The sequence below is a fragment of the Bradyrhizobium sp. CCBAU 11434 genome (assembly GCF_028128895.1).
Taxonomy (GTDB): Bacteria; Pseudomonadota; Alphaproteobacteria; order Rhizobiales; family Xanthobacteraceae; genus Bradyrhizobium; species Bradyrhizobium zhengyangense.
The window spans coordinates 635,368-655,935 of the sequence record NZ_LBJX01000011.1 but is presented as its reverse complement, the minus strand read 5'-3'; the positions used below and the strand labels follow the sequence as shown (position 1 = coordinate 655,935).

Here is a 20,568-nt window from a genome sequence, read left to right as displayed (position 1 = left end):
CGCCCCTCACAACGACAGATGCGCGTCACGGATGTCCGGACGCGCGTCGAGCTCAGCCATGGTACCGCCGAAACAAATGCGGCCGCGCTCGATGATATAGGCGCGATCGGAAATCAACCGCGCAAAGTGCAAATTCTGCTCGGAGACGACGATGCTGACGCCCTCCTTCTTCATGGTCAGGATGGCATCGACCATCTGCTCCACGATCTTCGGCGACAGGCCTTCCGAGGGCTCGTCCAGCAGCACCAGCGACGGATTGCCCATCAGCGTACGCGCGATCGTCAGCATCTGCTGCTCGCCGCCGCTCATGCGGCCGCCGGGACGGTTCTTCATCTCGCCCAAGTTCGGAAACAGCGCGAACAGCTTTTCCCGATCCCAGTGCGGTGCATTGGGCCGTTTCGGCTGGCGGCCGACTTCGAGATTCTCCTCCACCGTCAAATCCGTGAAGATGCGCCGCTCCTCCGGCACATAGCCGAGCCCTTCGCGCACGATTTCGTGGGTCGGTTTCGCCGAGACATTCTTGCCCTCGAACACGATGCGGCCGGTGCGCTGCGCGACGAGGCCGACGATCGAGCGAAACGTGGTCGACTTGCCGGCGCCGTTGCGCCCGAGCAGCGCCACCACCTCACCCTCTCCGACCTCGAAACCGATGTCGAACAGGATATGCGCGGGGCCGTAATGGCTGTTGAGGTCCTGTACCGTAAGCTTCATGCCGAGGCTCCCTCGCGATGGCCGCCCTCATAAAGCAGGCCCTCGCCGAGATAGATCGCCTGCACCTGCGGATTGCCGCGCACCTCGGCCGGCGCCCCCTCGGCGATCAGCGTGCCGCGATTGAGCACGATGATACGATCGGCATGTTCGAACACCACGTCCATATCGTGCTCGGTGAAGAGCACGCCGATCGACTTCTCCTTCGCGATCTGGGCCGTCAGCCGCATCAGCTCGACGCGCTCGCGCGGCGCCATGCCGGCGGTCGGCTCATCCATCAGCAGGAGCTTTGGATCATTGGCGAGCGCGACCGCAAGCTCGAGCCGCTTGAGGTCGCCATAGGCGAGTTCGCCGCAGGGACGGTCGGCATAGCCGCCCATGCCGACCAGCTCGAGCAGCCGCCCGGCCTCGCTGCGGTCGACATTCGGCGCCGAGCCCCAGAGATCGAACAGCTGCTTGCGATGCGAGATCAGCGCGACCTGCACGTTCTCGCGCACCGTCATGGTGGCGAAGGTCGCGGTGATCTGGAAGGTGCGTCCCACGCCCATGCGCCAAATCTCGCGCGGCTTCTTGCCCGTGGTCTCCTCACCAAGCAGGCGAACATGGCCGCTATCAGGTCTGTTCTGGCCGTTGAGCATGTCGAAGCAGGTGCTCTTGCCCGCGCCGTTCGGACCGATCAGCGCCAGAATTTCGCCTGATCGCAGCGAGAACGAGACGCCGCGCACGGCGTGGATGCCGCCATAGGATTTGGTCAGACCTTCGACCGCAAGAAGTGGGGGTGCAAGGCTCATTCGGCGGACTCGATCGGCTTGGCCAGCAAGGAGGATCCCGGCGGTGGTGACTTCCTGCGACGCTGCGCTAGCATTTCCAGCATGCCGACGATGCCCTTGGGGAAGACGACCACGATCAGCACGATGAAGCCGCCAAGCACGAGCTTTGACAGATCAGTCTGGCTCACGAGCCAAATGTTGAGGGCCTTGTAGACGATGGCGCCGATCACCCCGCCCGAGACGGTCTCGACGCCGCCGAGCAGCACCATCACCAGCGCATCGACCGAGAGCGAGATGCCGAGATTATCGGGGAAGACGCTGCCCTTGAGGTAAGCGAACAGCGCGCCGCCGATGCCCGCGGTGGTGCCTGCGATCACGAAGGCGGTCCATTGGATGCGCTTGGCGTTGATGCCGACCGCCTCACTCCGCAGGAGAGAGTCGCGCGTGGCGCGGAGCGCATAGCCGAACGGCGAGAACACCGCGATCCTGAGCGCAATCGTCACCAGCGCCGCGACGCCCAGCGCCAGCCAGTAAAAATGCGACGGGCTCGCCGCCCAGCTCGCAGGCCAGACGCCCAAGATGCCGTTATCGCCGCCTGTCACGCTCACCCACTGGAACGCGATCGACCACACGATCTGCGCGAAGGCCAGCGTCAGCATCGCGAAGTAGACGCCGGAGAGCTGCACGGCGAAGAAGCCGAACACGGCAGCGCCCATGCAGCCGAGCAACGGCCCGAGCAAGAGGCAGACGATCATCGGCAGTCCCGCCATCTTGGCGAGGAAGGCGACGCCGTAAGCGCCGAGACCGAAATAGGCGGCGTGGCCGAAGGATGCGAGCCCGCCGACCGACATCAGGAAATGCAGGCTGACGGCGAAGATCACGAAGATCGCGATCTCAGAGCCGACAGTCAGCGCGTAATTGCCGGCGAACAGCGGCAGCAGCGCGGCGATGACCAGCGCGGCCAGCGACGCCAGCCGCTCGTTGGACGTCAGCGGCCGCCAGGGATTGACTGACAGCCCCGGCGTCTTGCGCGCGGCCGCTTCCGGCTTGCCGAACAGGCCCCAAGGCCGGACGATCAGCACCGCGGCCATCACCAGGAAGACCAGGATGATGGAAATCTTCGGAAAGATCAGGATGCCGAAGGCATTCAGCTCGGAGACGAGCACGGCCGCGACGAACGCGCCGACGATGCTGCCGAGGCCGCCGATCACCACCACCACAAAGACCTCGACGATGATGCGCAGGTCCATGGCGTGATGCACGGCATCGCGCGGGATCTGGAGCGCACCGCCGAGCGCAGCAAGGAAGACGCCGACCGCGAAGACCGATGTGAACAGCCATTTCTGATTGACGCCAAGCGCCGCGACCATGTCACGGTCCTGCGTCGCGGCGCGCACCAAAACGCCCCAACGCGTGCGCTGGAACAGCAGCCAGAGAATGCCGAGCACGACCGGGCCAAGCACGATCAGGAACAGATCATAACTCGGGATGTTTTGGCCGAAGAAATCGACTGCGCCCTTGAAGCCTGGCGCGCGGCGGCCGACGAGATCGTCGGGGCCCCAGATCAGCACGACGAGATCCTCGACCATCAAGGTGAGGCCGAACGTGCCGAGCAGCTGGAACAGCTCGGGCGCGTGATAGATGCGCCGCAGCAACACCATCTCGACGAGCACGCCGATCAGCGCCACCGCCAGCGCCGCCATGACAACTCCGCCCCAGAAGCCGAAGGCGCCGGTGAAGCGTTCGGTGAGCGTGAAGGCGATATAGGCGCCGATCATGTAGAAGGCGCCATGGGCGAAATTCACGATCCGCGTCACGCCAAAGATGATCGACAGGCCCGAGGCCACCAGGAACAGCGACGCCGCGCTGGCAAGACCGGTCAGAAACTGTACGACGTAAAAGGCCATCGGCGGTCCGGGTTAGATCTGAACTTCACCTCTCCCCGCCAAGAGCGGGGAGAGGGAGAGATAAGGAGGCATCAATCTTTCGGCCGCAGCTTCTCGACTTCGGCGTCGCTGGGCAAATAGTCCGAGCCCTTCTTGTAAGACGCATCCACCATCACGCCCTTGCCATCCTTCTGCGCGGTCTTGCCGACAAAGGCACCGAGGGTCGACTGGTGGTCGATCTTGCGGAAGGTGATCTCGCCGAACGGTGACGGCATCGAAATGCCTTCGGCCGCCGCGATCATCTTGTCGGTGTCGGTCGAGCCCGCCTTCGCCAGGATCGCCGCGGCCGCCTTGATGGTCTGGTAGCCGACGATCGAGCCGAGGCGCGGATAGTCGTTGTATTTGGCCTGGTAGGCCTTCAGGAACGCATCGTGCTCAGGCGTCTTGATCGAGTACCAGGGATAGCCGGTGACGATCCAGCCCTCCGGCGTCTCGTCCTTGAGCGGATCGAGATATTCGGGCTCGCCGGTCAGGAACGACACGACCTCGCGTCCCTTGAACAGGCCGCGGGTGTTGCCTTCACGCACGAGCTTGACGAGGTCAGGACCGAAGGTAACGTTGAGGATGGCTTCCGGATTGGCCTGCGCCACCGCCTGCACCACCGGGCCCGCATCGATCTTGCCCTGTGGCGGCCATTGCTCGTCGACCCACTGGATATCGGGGCGCTTCTCCGACATCAGCTTCTTGAACACCGCGACCGCCGACTGGCCGTATTCATAGTTCGGCGCGATCGTCGCCCAGCGTTTTGCCGGCAGCTTGGACGCGGCTTCGACCAGCATCGCAGCCTGCATGTAGTTCGAGGGACGCAGGCGGAAGGTGTACTTGTTGCCCTTTGCCCAGGTCACGGCGTCCGTCAGGGGCTCGGCCGCGAGGAAGAACACTTTCTTCTGGTTGGCGAAGTCAGAGACCGCAAGGCCAATGTTAGACAGGAACGTGCCCGTCAGCATCGCGACGCCTTCGCTGGAGACGAGCTCGTTGGCCGCGGTCTGCGCGTCCGCCGGCTTGCCGCCGTCATCCTTGGAGACGACCACGAGCTTCTTGCCGTTGATGCCGCCTGCGGCGTTGATCTCTTCGACCGCGAGCTGCCAGCCCTTGCGGTAGGGTTCGGTGAACGACGGCAGCAGCGAATAGCTGTTGATCTCGCCGATCTTGATGTCCTCTGCCAGGGCAGAATGGCCCATGCCGGCCGCCAGAAGCGCAAAGGCCGCGCCGACGAAATAGTTTCTTGCTCGCATCCCAACCTCCAGTTTTGAACTTTATCTCTCGACCACGATCCTGCCGGAGAAGCTGTGCCCGCCCTCCGGACTGTCCCTTATTTCAAGCCGTCTTCGCCCTTGATCTCGGCGACCGTCAGCCCGCCGACGCGCGGCAGCGGACGGCCGCTGTCGGTGACGGCGACCGCGACCATGATCTCGTTGGCGCGCGGCGCGTCGTTGATCTGCACTTCCATGCCGTCGAAATGGCTGCGCACGAAGGCGGCGTCCTTATGCCCAAGCGGAATGTCCAGCGTCGTGCCGGGGCCGCTGCGCTTCTTCGACGAGGGAATCAGCGCCGCGCCCTTGCTGAGCACCTTGCGCACCGGCGCGCCCATCTTGGGGTGAAGGATCGCGGCGGCATGTTCCAGCTCGCCGTTCTCGCCGACGGCCGCGGCCTTGCCATAGCTCTGCGCCTTGGCGCCGTCGATGCCGAGCGCAGCCACCGCGCGCTTTGCCAGCAAATCACCAAGCTCCTCGCCGATCGCGATCAGTGGCGAGAGATCCTCGACATATTTTCCGGCAAAGGGATTTTCGATCACGGCGATCGCCGCCGCGCGCCGGGTCGGCGGCGAGACCTGGCGGCCCATCTCCATCTGCGTCTCTTCGACGACGGTGACGATCTTGCGGATGATCGCGCTCATGCTTCGCTTCCCTGTTCAGGCACTGACCGCGTTCTCAAGCACCAGCGGGCGCGGTCGTTGCTCTTCTATATCCTTAGGTCCGATGACAAGCATATCACCACAAAGCCTGAGCACGGCACCCTCGATCAATCCGCGATCGAATAATTGCCGTGCACATTCCGCGCCAGATTCGAGCGCGATGGCGATCTCTTCGTGCGACAATTCACCGACATTGCGAGTCACAAGACGCGCACCGAGATCGCTGTCGGGCTGGAGCTCGTTGGCGGGCTGCCTGACAATGGCGGAATGTCCGGGCAGATCGACGGAGTTGGCTATCACGGTCGCGGCCGCGTCGGCCTGCGAGGCCGTCGCCGCCAGCACCGTCACCGCGTCGGCAATGCCCAGCGAAAAGCTGCGGCCATGACGTCCGCTGGTCGCGATGCCGCGGGCCGGATCGTCGGCATCGACCCTCATGGCGTGCATCACGCCGTCGCGATCAGGCCGGTCCATCAGGCCGACGGAAAAATGCTGGCCTGCGCCGAGGTACAGCGCGATATCGCCGCCATTGTTGACATAGGCCTGATCGAGCGTCGCGACATGTAGCATGGCGCCGAGAATTTCCTCGGCCACGCTGCCCGCTACCGCTGCCATCGGCGTGATGAAGCGATCCCAGGCGTAAGGCGTAACCGCAGCGTACATGCGCCGGGCCACCGTGCCCGTCAGCGAACAGGCCGCCGGCAGCGCCGCCCTCCGCAATTCCGGCAGCTCCGCACAGAGTTCGTCAAGAAGCCCGGTGAACCGGCGCGCCGCAGCCTCGTACGCCGCGTGCACCTGATGCTCGGGCCCCCTCGCCTCGACGATCAGATCAATCGGTCCATCCTGCAAATGCAGCCGCCGGCCATCAGACAGCATTGCGATTTGCGGGAGGCGTGTCATGCCCGCAGTCCCGGGATCGGGTTCTGCCAGGGGAGCGGACGGACATCATCGCCACCCCTCACCTCGGACAGCGGCTTGACGTAGTCCATGTGCCCGCCGAGCGCAGCATAGTCGGACAGTTTCATCGTGAATTCGATCGGCGCGACCAGCGCCGGCGTCGGCACATAGCCGAACGCGCCCGCGGGCATTTGGGTCACATCGACCATGTAGGTGATGCCGCCGCCCGGCCAGACATAAACCGCCGCACCGCCGCTGGTGACGCGCGTCAGCGCATCCTTCACCGAGCGCGTCAGCCGCACCGGATTGTCGGTGACGCCGGCACGCAAGGACCCGCCCGCACCGGCCATGAACAGCACCGTGCACAGCGCCGGCTCGCAATTTTCCTGGATGCGCTCGACCGAGAATTTCAGATCCGCCGGCATCTCCGTCTCGACCGGCTTCAAGGCCTCGTCGAGCACGTAGTAAGAGGAATGCTCGCCGGTCGTGGACACCATCAGCATCGAGAGACCGGGCTTGGCCTCCTTGGCGTCGAACGGACCGAGGATGGCGAGCGGATCGGAGATATTCGTGCCGCCCCAGCCGGTGCCAGGATCGGCGACCTGGAAATAGCGGCCGGGCGTCGAGCGCCGGCCCTTCATCTTGATGCCGGTGTCGGCGATGTCGAGCAGTTTTCCCGCCTGATGCTCGCTGAGCACGCCGGTGATGTGATCGTCGACCACGACGACCTCATCGACCTTGCCATGCCATTGCTTGGCGAACATGCCGATGGTCGCCGAGCCGCAGCCGACGCGCATGCGCTCTTCTTTCACGCCGTTGACGATCGGCGGCTGGCCGGCCTGCACCACCACGCTGGCGCCGCCGTCGATGGTCAGCTCCACCGCCTTGCAATTGGCGAGATCCATCAGCGTGTCGCAGGTGACGCGGCCCTCTTTTTTGGAGCCGCCCGTGAGATGATGCACGCCGCCGAGCGACAGCATCTGCGAGCCGTATTCGCTCGTCGTGACATGGCCGACCGCCTCGCCCTGCGCGCGCACGGTCGCGGTCTCAGGCCCGAGATAGCGATCGGTATCGATCTTCACCTTGACGCCGCAATAGGAGAAGATGCCCTCGGTGACGACAGTCACCATGTCGACGCCGTCGACCTCGGACGAGACGATGAAAGGCGCCGGCTTGTAGTCGGGATAGGTCGTCCCTGCGCCAATCGCGGTCACGAAGGTCGAGGGCTCGTGGACGAGCTTGCCGTCCCAGTCTTCGCTGCGGCTGAACGGCACCAGCTTGCCGCCCTGCGACACCGTGCGCTCGAGAATGACGTGCGGATCGACGCGGACGAGCTTGCCGTCGTGGTTGGCATAGCGGTCGCAGGCGCCCGCCGCGCCCGGCTTGATGTAGCACATCACCGGACAGGCATCGCAGCGGATCTTGTCGGTGGCCGCGCTCGTTGTTTCCATCACCATGTCAAAGCCAGCAGACAGTGCGGTTATCATTCGTATACGAACGATGTTGCGCGCGGTCCCGATAGCTGTCAAGCGGCGCCGCGCGCGAAAAGGCGCGCCTGCCGAATAAAACCTCATTTGCCTCCCTGTCTTGTCCACAAAGCGGGCAGCCACGCTGCACTGCGGCATGACGGCTTGCACGTTTGTGTACAAACGGTATCGTCGCGACGTAGAAATTTCGCGATCGCAGGGTTTGGGAACGAGGATGATGCAGCCACCGATCCGCCTCACCGTGAACGGCAGGATCCACGACGTCACGGCGGAGCGCCAGACGCCGCTGCTCTACGTGCTGCGCAATGATCTCGGACTCAACGGGCCGAAATACGGTTGCGGCCTGGGTGAATGTGGCACCTGCACTGTCCTGATCGACGGCGCGGCCGCCCGCTCCTGCGTCATTCCGGTTAGTGGTTGCACCGGGCGCGACATCGTGACGCTCGAAGGCCTCGGCACAAGCGACAAGCCTGACGTAGTGCAGCAGGCCTTCATCGACGAGCAGGCCGCGCAATGCGGCTACTGCCTCAACAGCATGATCATGACTACCAAGGCGCTGCTCGCGATCAACCCGCAGCCGACTGAGCAGGAAGCGCTCGCCGCGCTGCGCTACAATCTCTGCCGCTGCGGCACGCATGTGGAAATCCTGCGCGCCGTGATGCGCGCCTCTAGCCAGCTCGCCGAGGCCCGTGATTGATGGCCTCTCCCGTTTCGAATGCAGCTGAGCGAGGTTCGCTCATCGTCGTCCGCACGGTGGACGAGGTCACGTCGGAAACCTTCATCCGCATCACCGCGGATGGTTCAGTCACGGCCTATAACGGCCATGTCGATCTCGGCACGGGAATCCGCACCGCGCTCGGCCAGATCGTCGCCGAGGAACTGGACGTCTCGTTTGCGCGTGTCGTCGTGGTGCTCGGCGACACCGCGGTCGTGCCGAACCAGGGCGCGACGATTGCCAGTGAAACCATCCAGATCACGGCCGTTCCGCTGCGCAAGGCCGCAGCACAAGCGCGACAATTTTTGATCGCGCGCGCGGCCGAGCGACTGGAGCTGCCGGAAACCGAGCTCAAGATCGAAGACGGCCTCGTGCGCGGCCATAATCGCAGCGTCAGCTATGGCGAGCTGATTGGTGACGAAAACATTCGCCTCGAACTGGCCGACGACGTGCAGGTCAAGGCCGCCAGCGACTACGCCATCGTCGGCCAGTCGATGCCGCGCGTCGATCTTCCCGCCAAGGCCACGGGCGAATTGACCTTCGTGCATGATATCCGCTTGCCGGGCATGCTGCATGGCCGTGTAATCCGCCCGCCCTATTCCGGCGTCGATGCCGGCCCGTTCGTTGGCACAAGCTTGATCGCAGTCGACGAATCCTCCGTGCGTGATGTCCCCGGCCTCATCGCCGTCGTGCGCATCGGCGATTTCGTCGGCGTGGTCGCTGAGCGCGAGGAGAATGCGATTCGTGCGGCCGAGCAGCTTAAAGTGAGCTGGAAGCCGACGCCAAAACTCACCGATCTCGCCGATGTCGAGACAGCGCTTCGCGCCCATCCGTCGATACCCCGCACGCTGATCGACAAGGGCGATGTCGATGCTGCGATCTCAGCCGCGGCCAAGCCGATGCAGCGCACATACGTCTGGCCGTACCAGATGCACGCATCCATCGGCCCATCCTGCGCGGTCGCTGATTTCCAGGACGGCAACATCCGCGTCTGGTCCGGCACGCAGAATCCGCACGTGCTGCGCGCCGATCTCGCACTGCTGATTGAACGTCCCGAGAGCGAGGTGGAGGTCATCCGTCTCGAAGCTGCCGGCTGCTACGGCCGGAACTGCGCCGACGACGTCACAGCGGATGCGCTGTTGCTGTCGCGCGCGGTCGGTCGTCCCGTGCGCGTGCAGCTGACGCGCGAGCAGGAGCACGCCTGGGAGCCCAAGGGCTCGGCACAGCTCATCGACGTCAACGGCGGCCTCGATGCCGATGGCGGCATCGCCGGTTACGATCTCGCCACGCGATATCCCTCGAACGCCGCGCCGACGTTGGCGCTGCTGCTCACGGGGCGCATCTCGTCCGAGCCCGCCGTGCTCCAAATGGGCGACCGCACCGCGATCCCACCTTACGATTACGACCACATGCGCGTCGTCGCCCACGACATGGCGCCGATCGTGCGCGCCTCCTGGTTTCGTGGCGTCTCGGCGCTGCCGAACACCTTTGCGCATGAATCCTACATCGACGAGGCCGCGACCGAGGCCGGCGTCGATCCCATCGAATACCGCCTGCGCTATCTCAAGGACCAGCGCGCCGTCGATCTCGTCAATGCGGTCGCCGAACGCGCGGGCTGGATGCCGCGTCCGATACGCGAAGAGAAGGACGGCGAGATCGTGCACGGGCGCGGCTTTGCTTATGCGCTCTACGTCCACAGCAAGTTTCCCGGCTATGGCGCCGCGTGGTCGGCCTGGGTTGCAGACGTTGCCGTGAACAAGACCACCGGAGATGTCAGCGTCACGCGCGTCGTGGCCGGGCAGGACTCCGGCCTGATGATCAATCCGGACGGCGTGCGCCACCAGATCCACGGCAATGTGATCCAGTCTACGAGCCGCGCGCTGATGGAGGAGGTCTCGTTCGAGCGCGGCGCGGTGACAGCGCGGGAATGGGGTGCTTATCCGATCATCCCGTTCCCTGAGGTGCCCAAGATCGACGTCCTGATGCTACCGCGTCAGGATCAACCGCCGCTCGGCGTCGGCGAGTCCGCGTCAGTGCCGAGCGCTGCGGCCATCGCCAATGCGATCTTCGACGCCACCGGCGTACGCTTTCGCGAGCCGCCGTTCACACCCGAACGGATCCTGAAGGGGTTGCACGGCGAAATGTCGCCGGCGCCGCAAGCCCTACCTGCGCCCGCAGCGCCCAAATGGTCCCGCATCTGGAAGAACCCGTTCGCCAAACGCGCCGGCGTCTTCGCAACGATCGCGGCCGTCTGCACCGCCGCGATCGGCATCGGCGCCGCGCTTCTGCCCGCGCGTGCGATCGCGCCGGTCGCCCGGCCCGATGCGTCGGTCTATTCCACTGCAACGATCGCGCGCGGCGAGCGGCTTGCGGCGCTCGGCAATTGCGCGGAATGCCACACCAGCCTTGGCGGCGGGGTCAACGCAGGCGGCCGCGCGCTGGAGACGCCGTTCGGCACGATCTATTCGACCAACATCACGCCCGACGTCGAGACCGGCATTGGCGCCTGGTCCTTTCCCGCCTTCGAGCGCGCGATGCGCGAGGGGCTGCATCGCGACGGCCGGCAACTCTATCCCGCCTTCCCCTACACTCACTTTTCAAGAACCAGCGACGCCGACATGCAGGCGCTCTACGCTTACCTGATGGCGCAGCCTGCGGTGCGTGCAACGGCACCTGCCAACACGCTCGCCTTCCCGTTCAACTTCCGCCCGCTGCTCGCGGGCTGGAATGCGTTATTCCACGACACCGAGCAGTTCAAGCCCGATCCGGCAAAGTCCGAACAATGGAATCGCGGCGCCTATCTGATCGAGAGCCTCGGCCATTGCAGCGCCTGCCATTCGCCGCGCAATGCTGTTGGCGCCGAGCAGAGCCAGGCCTATCTCGCCGGCGGCTTTGCGGAAGGTTGGGAAGCGCCGCCGCTGACCTCGCTCTCGCATGCGCCCATCCCGTGGAACGAGGACGAGCTGTTTACCTACTTGCGCACCGGTCATTCGCGCTATCACGGCGTCGCGGCCGGCCCGATGGCGCCCATCGTGAGGGATCTCAAAGCCCTGCCCGATCAGGACATCCGCGCGATGGCGGTGTATCTCGGCTCGTTCAACGACGCCGCGAGTGATGCGCCGGCACTCGCGGCAAAGCTCGAAAGCGCAACACAAGTCACCGCGACATCATCTTCTGGCGCGCGGCTCTATCAGGGCGCCTGCGCCGTCTGCCACGAGGTCGGCGGCCTGCCGCTGTTCGGCAGCCGGCCCTCGCTCGCGCTCAACAGCAATTTGCACAGCGCGACGGCGGACAATCTCGTGCAGGTGATCCTGCACGGCATCACCGAACCCGCATCGAGCGATCTCGGCTACATGCCCGCGTTTGGGAATAGCATGAGCGGTGCGCAGGTCGAGGAGCTTGTCACCTTCCTGCGCGGACAGTTCGCACCGGATAAACCGGCATGGACCGGCGTGCGCGAGACGATCGCACGGGTACGAGCGTCAACCGCACACTGAATCAAGCGTGCTTCTTCATCTCCACCGGTGGCGTGCCGTGGGTGTGGAAGGACTCGATCGTCTTCAGCCCCCAGGCCTGGCCCTTCTTGCGCTCCTCTTCCGTCCATACGATCGGCTTCCAGTCGGGCGCGAGGATCAGGCGCGCGCCGGCATTGGCGACTTCGACACGGTTGCCGCCGGGCTCGTAGACATAGAGGAAGAAGGTCTGCTGGATCGCGTGCTTGTGCGGCCCGGTCTCGATATGCACCCCGTTCTCCAGGAAGATGTCCGCCGCGCGAAGAATTTCCTCGCGGCTGTCGAGCGCGTAGGTGACGTGGTGGAAACGACCGGGCGTCCCGGAATGGTCGAGCGAATAGGCGAAATCGTAGCTCTTGTTCGACATGGTCAGCCACATCGCAGCCTCGCGGCCGTCATTGAGCACGATCTGTTCGGTGAGGCGGCAGCCGAGATAGTTTTCGAAGAACTCGCGGTTGGCCTTGATGTCGACGGCGAGGCAGTTGAGATGGTCGAGCCGGCGGACATTGACGCCGCGCGCGGGAAAACGCTGCGCCTGGTTCTTCAGCGCGGGCTTCAGCTCCGGCGGCGCCTGATACCATTCGGTCTCGTAGTAGAGCTCGACGATGTGTCCGTCAGGGTCGCGGCAACGGAACGTCGGCCCCTGCCCCATGTCGCCGTCGATCCAGCCGATGTCGAAGCCCGAGCCCTTGAGCGCGGCGACACGACGTTCCAGCGCCTGCTGGCTGCGCGCGCGCAGCGCCATGTGCTCCATGCCTGAGGTCTTCGAGGCCGTGAGTTTGAGCGAATAGCGCTCGTAATCGTCCCAGCCGCGCAAATACACCGACTCGCCCTTCCGTCCGCTGATGGTCATGCCCATGACGTCCACGAAGAACTTCAAGCTCTCGTCGGGCTTGGGTGTCAGCAATTCCATGTGGCCGAGATGGGCGAGATCGAGGATCGGTTCGGGCTGCATAATTCCTCCAAAACTTGGCTGCGATCCCTTTTGCGGGATCGCGCAATCGGGCGCGCGGCACAATGATCATCGGCGCGTCCGAGGCAGGCGATCGGTCTGCCGGTTAATTTGTACTAATGTACAAATGATTAGGTCTCGTCAACAAATCAACGCATGCCGCCTGCGACGGGCGCCTTTCGGCGGTTGAGAGCAGCCATCTCCTTCAAACGGGGGACGGACTGCCCGGATGGTAAAATCTTCCTTAACTCGAATTGAGGCTCTCAGGCCTACAAAACCAGCATTTTCGGACAGATTTCGTCCACGAGTATGCATTCGGAACAAGCCTAACCGCTGAATTGTAGCGGATTTAACAAAGCGGCCGCCTCTGCCGTTTAACCGTTTGTGCAGCGACGACCCCGCATAGTTGGCGAAACAGTCTGACTTTTCAGGTTCATCCATCGTGACATCCTTTGGACGCGTGATTTCGGTACGTGGATCGCTCGCCCGGGTCGGGCTTCTGGCGCAGAGCCAGATGTCGATCTCGGAAGCTCGGGCCACCGTCGGCCGCTTCGTCAGCATCCGTTGCGCCAGCTCGGTCATCGTCGCCATGATCACCGAGGTGTCCTGCGAGAACCTGTCGGGCGCCGGCGACTACATCGCGATCGCCTCGGTCGACCTGCTGGGCGAAATCCTCAACGCCGCCGACAAGGCCAAATTCCAGCGCGGCGTCACCAATTATCCGACCATCGGCGATGCCGTCGATTTGATCACGAGCCAGGAGCTGCGCACGATCTACGCGCCGACCGGGTCGGACCAGATCAATGTCGGCTTCCTCCAGCAGGACCGCTCCGTCATCGCCTATGTCGACATCGAGGAAATGCTGTCCAAGCATTTTGCGGTGCTGGGATCGACCGGCGTCGGTAAATCGACCGGCGTGTCGCTGCTGCTCAACGAGATCCTGAAGGCGCGCCCGAACCTGCGCATCTTCCTGCTCGACGTGCACAACGAATATGGCCGCTGCTTCGGCGACCGCGCGCTGGTGCTCAACCCGCGAAACCTGAAGCTGCCGTTCTGGCTGTTCAACTTCGAGGAAATCGTCGACGTGCTGTTCGGCGGCCGCGCCGGCGTGCCGGAGGAGCTGGACGTCCTCGCCGAGGTCATCCCGATCGCCAAGGGCATCTACACGCAATATCAGAACACCGATCGCCTCGGCCTCAAGCGCATCGATCCCAAGCAGATCGGCTTCACTGTCGATACGCCGGTGCCATACCGCCTGGTCGATCTGATCTCGCTGATCGACGAGCGCATGGGCAAGCTGGAAAACCGCTCCTCGCGCATCATCTATCACAAGCTGATCTCGCGCATCGAAGCGGTCCGCAACGATCCGCGCTATGCCTTCATGTTCGACAACGCCAATGTCGGCGGCGACACCATGGCCGAAGTGATCAGCCATCTGTTCCGCCTGCCCGCCAACGGCAAGCCGATGACTGTGATGCAGCTGGCTGGCTTCCCGGCCGAGGTCATCGATTCCGTCGTGTCGGTGCTGTGCCGTATGGCGTTCGACTTCGGCCTGTGGAGCGACGGCGTCTCGCCGATGCTGTTCGTCTGCGAGGAAGCGCACCGCTACGCCTCCGCCGACCGCAATATCGGCTTCGGGCCGACCCGCAAGGCGGTCTCGCGCATCGCCAAGGAAGGCCGCAAATACGGCGTCTATCTCGGGCTGATCACGCAGCGCCCCGCAGAGCTCGACGCCACCATCATCTCCCAGTGCAACACGCTGTTCACGATGCGTCTTGCCAACGACCGCGACCAGGCACTGCTGCGTGCCGCCGTCTCGGATGCGGCCGCGAACCTGTTGTCCTTCGTGCCGTCGCTCGGCACCCGCGAGGTGCTGGCGTTCGGCGAAGGCGTCGCCCTGCCGACGCGCCTGCGCTTCAAGGAAGTGCCGCCGCATCAATTGCCGCGCGGCGAGGCCACCATCTCGAGCGTTCCCTCTGTCACCTCCGGTCACGACATGCATTTCGTCGGCGCCGTGCTTGAGCGCTGGCGCGGTGCGACCTCGCAGCGCGACGTGCCGAACGATCCGGTATTCGCAGCCCCGCCCGCCAAGACGCTCGCGCCGGCCGAAACGCCGATGCTGCAGCCTTCGATGGGCCTCGACCCCGACCGCTTCTCGCTATTGAAGAAGCCGCTGCGCTAAAGCATGATCCGGAAAAGTGCGAAGCGGTTTTCCGAAAAGATCATGCTCAAACATTAACCGAAAGCGCGATGCCGATTCATCCTTATCTCATCGCGCTTTAGACGCCAGGGCACGCGTCAACTACCAGGCATATCGCAGGCTCCCCGTGCCAGCGTAAGTCTGCACCCTGCTCGCGAACTCGCCGTCGAACTTCGCAGACAGCGTGACGCCGTTGGCGAGCTTGAGCTCGGCGCCGGCCGAGGCGAGCGCGGCATTCTTCGTGGGCGTCGCACCGTTGACGATGAAGCTCGCGCCGGGAAGCGCCTGGAAAGCCGCGGCAAGGCTCGGATCACTTACCCAGTCATGAGCCCAGGCAGCACGAGCCCGCAGGGTCAGGGCCGCATTGGGCGCGACCATGGTGGCGCGATCGAAGCGCGCACCGAGCTCGCTGCGTGCATCATAGGCAGCGCGGCCGTTATAGGCGAGAGCGAAGCCGCCGCCGGTGAGATCGGTCTCGCTATAGGACGGCGTGCGGAAGTTCTGGCCCTGCAACGCCGCGTACGGCGTCACACCGACAATCGACGTAGCGAAACGATAGCCGCCTTCGATGCGCGCACCGATGGTCTGGGCGTTGAACTTGGCGGCGAGATGATCGCCGAGCGGCGCGAAGCGATCGGTCGACATCCAGTGATTGGCGGCCGCGATCGAGGCGGCGAGATAGGCCGCCCCCGAACGAACCGCCGTGTAGACGCCGCCTTGGAACGCATCGCTCTTGCCACCGCCGATCCCGTTCGCCAGATCCCACTTGGTGCCGCCACCGGACAACGCGAAGCCGACCACGACATTGCGGCCTAAGTGATAGTCGAGCCCGGCCGCGACGCCGGTCGCACGCGCTGTGAGATCCTGGCTGCCGACTACGGCATCGCCGCTCGCCTTGTTGTAGCCGCCGAACGCCGTGCCCCAGGCGGTCCAGCGCTCCTCGAAGGCCGGCGCGCTCGCCTTCATCGCCTTGTCGTAGGCCAGCGCAACATCCGCCGGTAGGCTCGCACGCTCGGGCGCGAAGCCGAACGCCGCCTGACCCGCTCCCCCGCCGAGACCACTGCGGCCGTCGACGAACGGATCGAGCATCAGGCCGAGGAACTGCCCCGTGAACCGCAACGCGCCTTGCTGCGCGCCGGTAGCGGCCTCGCCCGAGAGCTGCGTCAATGCGGTGGCGAGATCTCTTCCAGTAAGACCGAACACGGTGACGAAGTTCGGCGTCAGCGTCCCGCCATTGTTGAAGAAGGCGTTGAGCGACGTGGCGACGTTCCGCTGGTTCTGATTGAGGCCGGCTCCGGGAAGCGTGCCGAGCGCGGCCGTGAGGTTCAGGAGCACATCTCTCGATGTATAGCTGAGGCTTTCGGCAAAGCCGGCCGGCACGTTGCCGCTGACGCCGCTGAACGTCGTGCCGCCGAGGCCGCCGGCCGCATGCAGGATCGTGTACTGCCTGACGGCATAGCTGCCAGCCGCAAACGCCGTCTGCACGCTGCCACCGGTCAGCGTCGCCGTGGTCAAGACCTTGGCGATCGAGGCGGTCGAGGGATCGAGATGCACCAGATAGATCGCGCCGGATTGAAACGCGAGGCTGCCCGAAATCGCGAGCGCGCCGCCGGGCGTGCCCAGGCCCGGGGCCAGTGTGCCACCGCTCTTCACGGCCACATCGCCGACGGTGCCGGTACCCCCGAGCACGCCGCCGTTCACCCTGACGTTCGCGAACATCGATCCGTTGACCAGAACGGTGCCGGCCTGGATGTCCAGGGACGAGGCATCGGCTGTGACACCCGTCAGCGTCCAGGTCGACGTCCCGGTCTTCTCCAGCTTGTCGAACTGGCGGAACTGCCCGCTCGGACCAAAGTTCGAAAGATCGAACGTCTGGTCGACCGCCCCACCGAAGCGCAATGTATTGATTCCGGCGCCGCCAAGGACCTGTCCCGTGATGTCCGATCCGGCACGAAGTTCGAAGAGGTCGTTGCCGCCCTTCAAGTCGACGGCCACCCCGAAGGCATTCCCCTTGATCACACCCGAATTGATGACGGTGTCATCATTGATCGAGCCGAGGATTGCGTGGCTCGAGGCACTCGAGATCTTGCCTGCATTGTTGATGACATTCCCATTGCCGGCCCCGCCGAGCAGGATTGCCGGTTGGTCGGCGGCTAGAACGGTGCCGCCCGACAGGATGTTAACCTGATTGTTGGCCGAACCATTGACGATGCTGATCGCATTGGTTCCGAAAAAGAGGCTTCCAACGCCGCCTCCGATGTTGACCGTGTTGTTATTCGAGCCATCAAGCCCGAGCGACGAAGCGCCGAACGCGTTGCCGGTGCCCAGCACCGCACCAGCATTCACCGCCACCGTATTGTTGTCGCTGAGCGTCAATAGGATTCCTGTATTGTTGGACGATAACGCAGCAATATTCTTCACAATGATCGAGCTGCTTGTCGCATTAAGGAATTTGACGCCCGGCAGACCTGCGCCGTCCAAGACAGTGGGCGTGCTGCCGTCTCCGACATTGACCGTAACGCCGCTCGCCCCACTTGCCGTTGCAACGGCGGTGTTGCCTAAGCCCGTGCAGGTCGCAGTGTCTCCGGACTGGAGCCCGGTCTGGACCCCGCCTCCGGTCACCACACATGCGGCTTCCGCGGGTGCCGTGAACCACGACAGCATCATCCCCGCGGCAAACGTGCCGGCGGCGGCGCGCCATCGGCGCATGACACTCCCGGTTGGCGACGGGCCTGCTGCAAACATCATTGATTCCTCAGCGCTTCCGATATCGGAGCACCGTAGGGTGACGCTCCGCCGAGCGCTTGGTCAGGAAGGAAGCGCGGCGCGGACAGGAAAGAAGCGTCGAGCGCTTTCGGAGCCGTGTTGCAGGTGGGCCACAGGAGAATGGGACTCGGGAGAAGTCCAGTGAGACCTGAGGGAAATTACGATCCCACCACGCGGGACCTGCGCCTGATCGACTTGTCGACGCCCGCGACTATCCTTCCCGAACCGGCTGCTCGCGCGAAGGATCGACTAGGGTGTCCTCGTGTGGCAAGTTGTCGCGCGACATGACGGCCTTGCTTCGGCTGTCACGTGCAACCCGGATCAGAGGAGGCAACGTCAGTGCCGAAAATCGCCGGCGACGATGGAGCAAAACCGGAGACAATTGCGCCAAACATTCCTCAATCCGTGTTCGATTTGACGACGTTGCCCGCCAAAGATGCCGTCGCCGCCTGGCAGGAGGGCCTCGGCAGCATGTACAATATCCGCCTCCACCGTGACGACGCGGATGAGCCGCTTCGCATTCGTACCAAGGCTTACCACTTCGACGGTTTCATCCTCGGCGACCTGCAGGTTGGCGTTAAACAGGACGTCGCGCGCTCGCGCGCGCGCTACGCACGAGACGGACTCGACGGCTACACGCTTCACTTTCATAGCAAGGAATGCGTCGCTTCGGCGGAGAACCGATCGCATGAGCGTGTGCAGTCCGGCGACCTGCTGATCCTCGACCAGGCGCAGACAAGCTCATCCAAGCTCAATGGCCAGGACGATCTCTATATGGTCGTACCGCGCCCGATGCTGGCTCCGCTGCTGAAAGCACCGGATGAGCAGAACGCGCGCATCATCTCCGGGAAGAGCCCGTTGGTCGCGCTGTTTCGCAGTCATTTGCATGCGTTGCACCGGGCTGGAGCCGAGCTCCATCCGGAAGCTGCAACCGCCCTCAACCGCCCGACACTCGAGCTCGCAGCGGCGGCAATTAATGCGACGGTTCGCGAAGAGAATTCGGTCGGACCGCAGATGATTTTGACGGCGGAAATCTGCCGCTATATCGACGATCATGCGATCGATACTGATCTGACGGTCGACAAGATCGCCGCCGCCTTCAGCATGTCAGAGCGGAGGCTTTACTATCTCATGAGCATTCATGGCGGCGTCGCAGCCTATATCCAGAAAGTCAGGCTGCGCCGCGTGCGCGCTGCGCTCATCGATCCGGCCTGTCGGCACAGGACAATTGCTGAGATTGCGGAAGGCTACGGGTTCACGGACCCCACGAATTTCAGCCGTGCCTTTCGCCGCACATTCGACATGAGTCCACGCGCAGTGCGTGCCTTTGCAAGCGCCGGCTGGCAGGGCGAGGTTTCCACACGCCATGGCTCCCGCACGATCTGGGACTGGATGCGCCGCATTTGATGGCCGCCGCGAAGGTGGTTCGCAGAACCGAACCTTGCCTGCACTGTTTCGGGCGACGCGATCGGATGTCCGCCCGCGACGGCTTTTGCAATATCTGACGATTTTCTTGCAGCAGACGACAAATCGGCGGCGCTGCCTGCCGACGCACTTGAGTCCAGGACTTCCAACTCTCTAGGTTGAACACGGACGAAGCCTTCGCTCGCGGAAGGCACCTTTTTTGAGGCGCGCCGATGTCTTGGCGCCTACGTCGGCAGAATTGTGTTGGGAGGGAAATTGTCCGGCGAACCTAATTTCAGCAGACTGCAATTCGATCTGCCCGAGACGTCCGATCGCAAGACGCTGGAATGGATTCGGGAGGAGTTCGGCCGCCGGCACTTCAGGGTGGATATCGAACCTGACGCCGAAGCCCCGCTCCGCTTGAACGGCACCAGTCGGTTCCTGTCCGACTTCTCCCTCTACCGTGGCAAGTGTTCGCCGCTGCGTAGTCGCACGCTGGTCGACACGTCCGAGGGAGGCGACTTCATCGTCACCGTAGCCCTCGCCGGCGAGATGTCGCTACATGCGGGTGACGATAACCTCGTGCTTCAGCCGGGTCAGGCCCTGATCGGACGAGACAACGCAGCAAGCTTTCTTCGCACAGGGCGGGACGCCGAATTCATGACGATATCAGTGCGGCGCCATCTGATCGAACCACTTGTCCCGAATTTCTCGGAACTGACGCAAGCGCCGCATGCCGGCGACGCTCAGGCCATTCGGCTCTTGATCGGCTACCTGCGCATGCTCGAAACCGAGGAGGCGATCGACGACCCGGAGATGCGACATGTCGTGACAACCCATGTGCAGGACCTGGCAGCGCTGACGCTCGGCACGACGCGCGATGCTCAGGCTTTCGCCGAACAGCGTGGCGGTCGCGCCGGCCGGCTGGCGACGGTCAAGGCCGATATTCTGTCCAATCTGAAGAACCCCGAGCTGTCGGTGGCAAGCGTTGCCGCCCGCCAGGGCTTGACGCCACGCTACATTCACATGTTGTTCGAAACCGAAGGCGTCACCTTCTCGGAATATGTCGTCGCCATGCGGCTGACACGGGCGCACCGGATGCTGACCGATCCGCGCCTCGCCGATCGGATGATCCATGCAATCGCCCTCGATGCCGGCTTCAGCGATCTCTCATATTTCAACCGCACCTTCCGTCGCCGCTTCGGCGTGACGCCGTCGGAGGTCCGCGCGGTGGCCTTGCGGCGAGAATAGCTTCCGCCGTCATGCCCCGGCTTGATGTTGAGGCGCCCGCCCGCATCG

Annotated in this window: 14 protein-coding genes; 5 read left to right on the top strand and 9 right to left on the bottom strand. The window is 63.9% G+C overall.

What is annotated here, in order from left to right:
- Window positions 1-6: 6 nt before the first annotated feature.
- The 7 genes from XI06_RS10550 to XI06_RS10520 form a co-directional block, all read right to left on the bottom strand.
- A complete protein-coding gene (locus XI06_RS10550; protein ID WP_237858688.1) occupies window positions 7-711 on the bottom strand; it encodes an ABC transporter ATP-binding protein in 705 nt (234 codons plus the stop codon).
- A complete protein-coding gene (locus tag XI06_RS10545) occupies window positions 708-1,499 on the bottom strand; it encodes an ABC transporter ATP-binding protein (protein WP_271605250.1) in 792 nt (263 codons plus the stop codon). Before XI06_RS10545 ends, XI06_RS10550 begins: the two co-directional genes overlap by 4 nt.
- Entirely contained in the window at window positions 1,496-3,385 is a 1,890-nt protein-coding gene (locus XI06_RS10540) for an ABC transporter permease (RefSeq protein ID WP_271605249.1), read from the bottom strand. Before XI06_RS10540 ends, XI06_RS10545 begins: the two co-directional genes overlap by 4 nt.
- Window positions 3,386-3,456: 71 nt before the next feature.
- Window positions 3,457-4,659: an ABC transporter substrate-binding protein gene (locus XI06_RS10535; RefSeq protein ID WP_237858692.1), complete on the bottom strand. Its 1,203-nt coding sequence runs from the start codon at window positions 4,657-4,659 to the stop codon at window positions 3,457-3,459.
- Window positions 4,660-4,736: 77 nt separating this feature from the next.
- Window positions 4,737-5,321, bottom strand: a complete 585-nt coding sequence (locus tag XI06_RS10530) for an amino acid synthesis family protein (protein WP_237858693.1) — start codon at window positions 5,319-5,321, stop codon at window positions 4,737-4,739.
- A 15-nt stretch (window positions 5,322-5,336) separates the two neighbouring features.
- Window positions 5,337-6,236, bottom strand: a complete 900-nt coding sequence (locus tag XI06_RS10525) for a UPF0280 family protein (RefSeq protein WP_237869581.1) — start codon at window positions 6,234-6,236, stop codon at window positions 5,337-5,339.
- Window positions 6,233-7,690 carry a 6-hydroxynicotinate reductase gene (locus tag XI06_RS10520; RefSeq protein ID WP_271605248.1) on the bottom strand — a complete coding sequence of 486 codons (1,458 nt, stop codon included), beginning with the start codon at window positions 7,688-7,690 and terminating at the stop codon, window positions 6,233-6,235. Before XI06_RS10520 ends, XI06_RS10525 begins: the two co-directional genes overlap by 4 nt.
- A 244-nt stretch (window positions 7,691-7,934) precedes the next feature.
- Here XI06_RS10520 and XI06_RS10515 point away from each other — a divergent pair, with 244 nt between their 5' ends.
- Together XI06_RS10515 and XI06_RS10510 are read left to right on the top strand one after the other, a co-directional pair.
- A complete protein-coding gene (locus XI06_RS10515) occupies window positions 7,935-8,417 on the top strand; it encodes a (2Fe-2S)-binding protein (protein ID WP_271605247.1) in 483 nt (160 codons plus the stop codon).
- On the top strand, window positions 8,417-11,932 hold the full coding sequence (locus tag XI06_RS10510) for a molybdopterin cofactor-binding domain-containing protein (RefSeq protein ID WP_271605246.1): 3,516 nt from the start codon (window positions 8,417-8,419) through the stop codon (window positions 11,930-11,932). Before XI06_RS10515 ends, XI06_RS10510 begins: the two co-directional genes overlap by 1 nt.
- A gap of 1 nt (window position 11,933) precedes the next feature.
- Here the strand turns inward: XI06_RS10510 and XI06_RS10505 are convergent, their stop codons facing one another.
- The gene (locus XI06_RS10505) at window positions 11,934-12,902 is read right to left on the bottom strand and encodes a catechol 2,3-dioxygenase (protein ID WP_212233398.1); all 969 of its coding nucleotides are present in this window, start codon (window positions 12,900-12,902) and stop codon (window positions 11,934-11,936) included.
- A 439-nt stretch (window positions 12,903-13,341) separates the two neighbouring features.
- Here XI06_RS10505 and XI06_RS10500 point away from each other — a divergent pair, with 439 nt between their 5' ends.
- The gene (locus XI06_RS10500; protein ID WP_237858700.1) at window positions 13,342-15,081 is read left to right on the top strand and encodes an ATP-binding protein; all 1,740 of its coding nucleotides are present in this window, start codon (window positions 13,342-13,344) and stop codon (window positions 15,079-15,081) included.
- Between the two features lie 120 nt (window positions 15,082-15,201).
- Here XI06_RS10500 and XI06_RS10495 read toward each other — a convergent pair whose 3' ends face one another.
- Window positions 15,202-17,808, bottom strand: a complete 2,607-nt coding sequence (locus XI06_RS10495) for an autotransporter outer membrane beta-barrel domain-containing protein (RefSeq protein WP_271605245.1) — start codon at window positions 17,806-17,808, stop codon at window positions 15,202-15,204.
- A gap of 396 nt (window positions 17,809-18,204) precedes the next feature.
- On the opposite strand from XI06_RS10495, the gene XI06_RS10490 reads away from it, so the two are divergent.
- Window positions 18,205-19,272, top strand: a complete 1,068-nt coding sequence (locus tag XI06_RS10490) for an AraC family transcriptional regulator (protein WP_271605244.1) — start codon at window positions 18,205-18,207, stop codon at window positions 19,270-19,272.
- A gap of 273 nt (window positions 19,273-19,545) precedes the next feature.
- Window positions 19,546-20,520 (top strand): AraC family transcriptional regulator, encoded by a 975-nt coding sequence (locus XI06_RS10485; protein ID WP_237869593.1) that lies wholly within the window; start codon window positions 19,546-19,548, stop codon window positions 20,518-20,520.
- Window positions 20,521-20,568: the final 48 nt, after the last annotated feature.

Bases quoted from the DNA above. Each gene is read 5' to 3' on its own strand.
- XI06_RS10550 (WP_237858688.1), bottom strand. From the start codon at position 711: ATGAAGCTTACGGTACAGGACCTCAACAGCCATTACGGCCCCGCGCAT.
- XI06_RS10545 (WP_271605250.1), bottom strand. From the start codon at position 1,499: ATGAGCCTTGCACCCCCACTTCTTGCGGTCGAAGGTCTGACCAAATCC.
- XI06_RS10540 (WP_271605249.1), bottom strand. From the start codon at position 3,385: ATGGCCTTTTACGTCGTACAGTTTCTGACCGGTCTTGCCAGCGCGGCG.
- XI06_RS10535 (WP_237858692.1), bottom strand. From the start codon at position 4,659: ATGCGAGCAAGAAACTATTTCGTCGGCGCGGCCTTTGCGCTTCTGGCG.
- XI06_RS10530 (WP_237858693.1), bottom strand. From the start codon at position 5,321: ATGAGCGCGATCATCCGCAAGATCGTCACCGTCGTCGAAGAGACGCAG.
- XI06_RS10525 (WP_237869581.1), bottom strand. From the start codon at position 6,236: ATGACACGCCTCCCGCAAATCGCAATGCTGTCTGATGGCCGGCGGCTG.
- XI06_RS10520 (WP_271605248.1), bottom strand. From the start codon at position 7,690: ATGGTGATGGAAACAACGAGCGCGGCCACCGACAAGATCCGCTGCGAT.
- XI06_RS10515 (WP_271605247.1), top strand. From the start codon at position 7,935: ATGATGCAGCCACCGATCCGCCTCACCGTGAACGGCAGGATCCACGAC.
- XI06_RS10510 (WP_271605246.1), top strand. From the start codon at position 8,417: ATGGCCTCTCCCGTTTCGAATGCAGCTGAGCGAGGTTCGCTCATCGTC.
- XI06_RS10505 (WP_212233398.1), bottom strand. From the start codon at position 12,902: ATGCAGCCCGAACCGATCCTCGATCTCGCCCATCTCGGCCACATGGAA.
- XI06_RS10495 (WP_271605245.1), bottom strand. From the start codon at position 17,808: ATGCGCCGATGGCGCGCCGCCGCCGGCACGTTTGCCGCGGGGATGATG.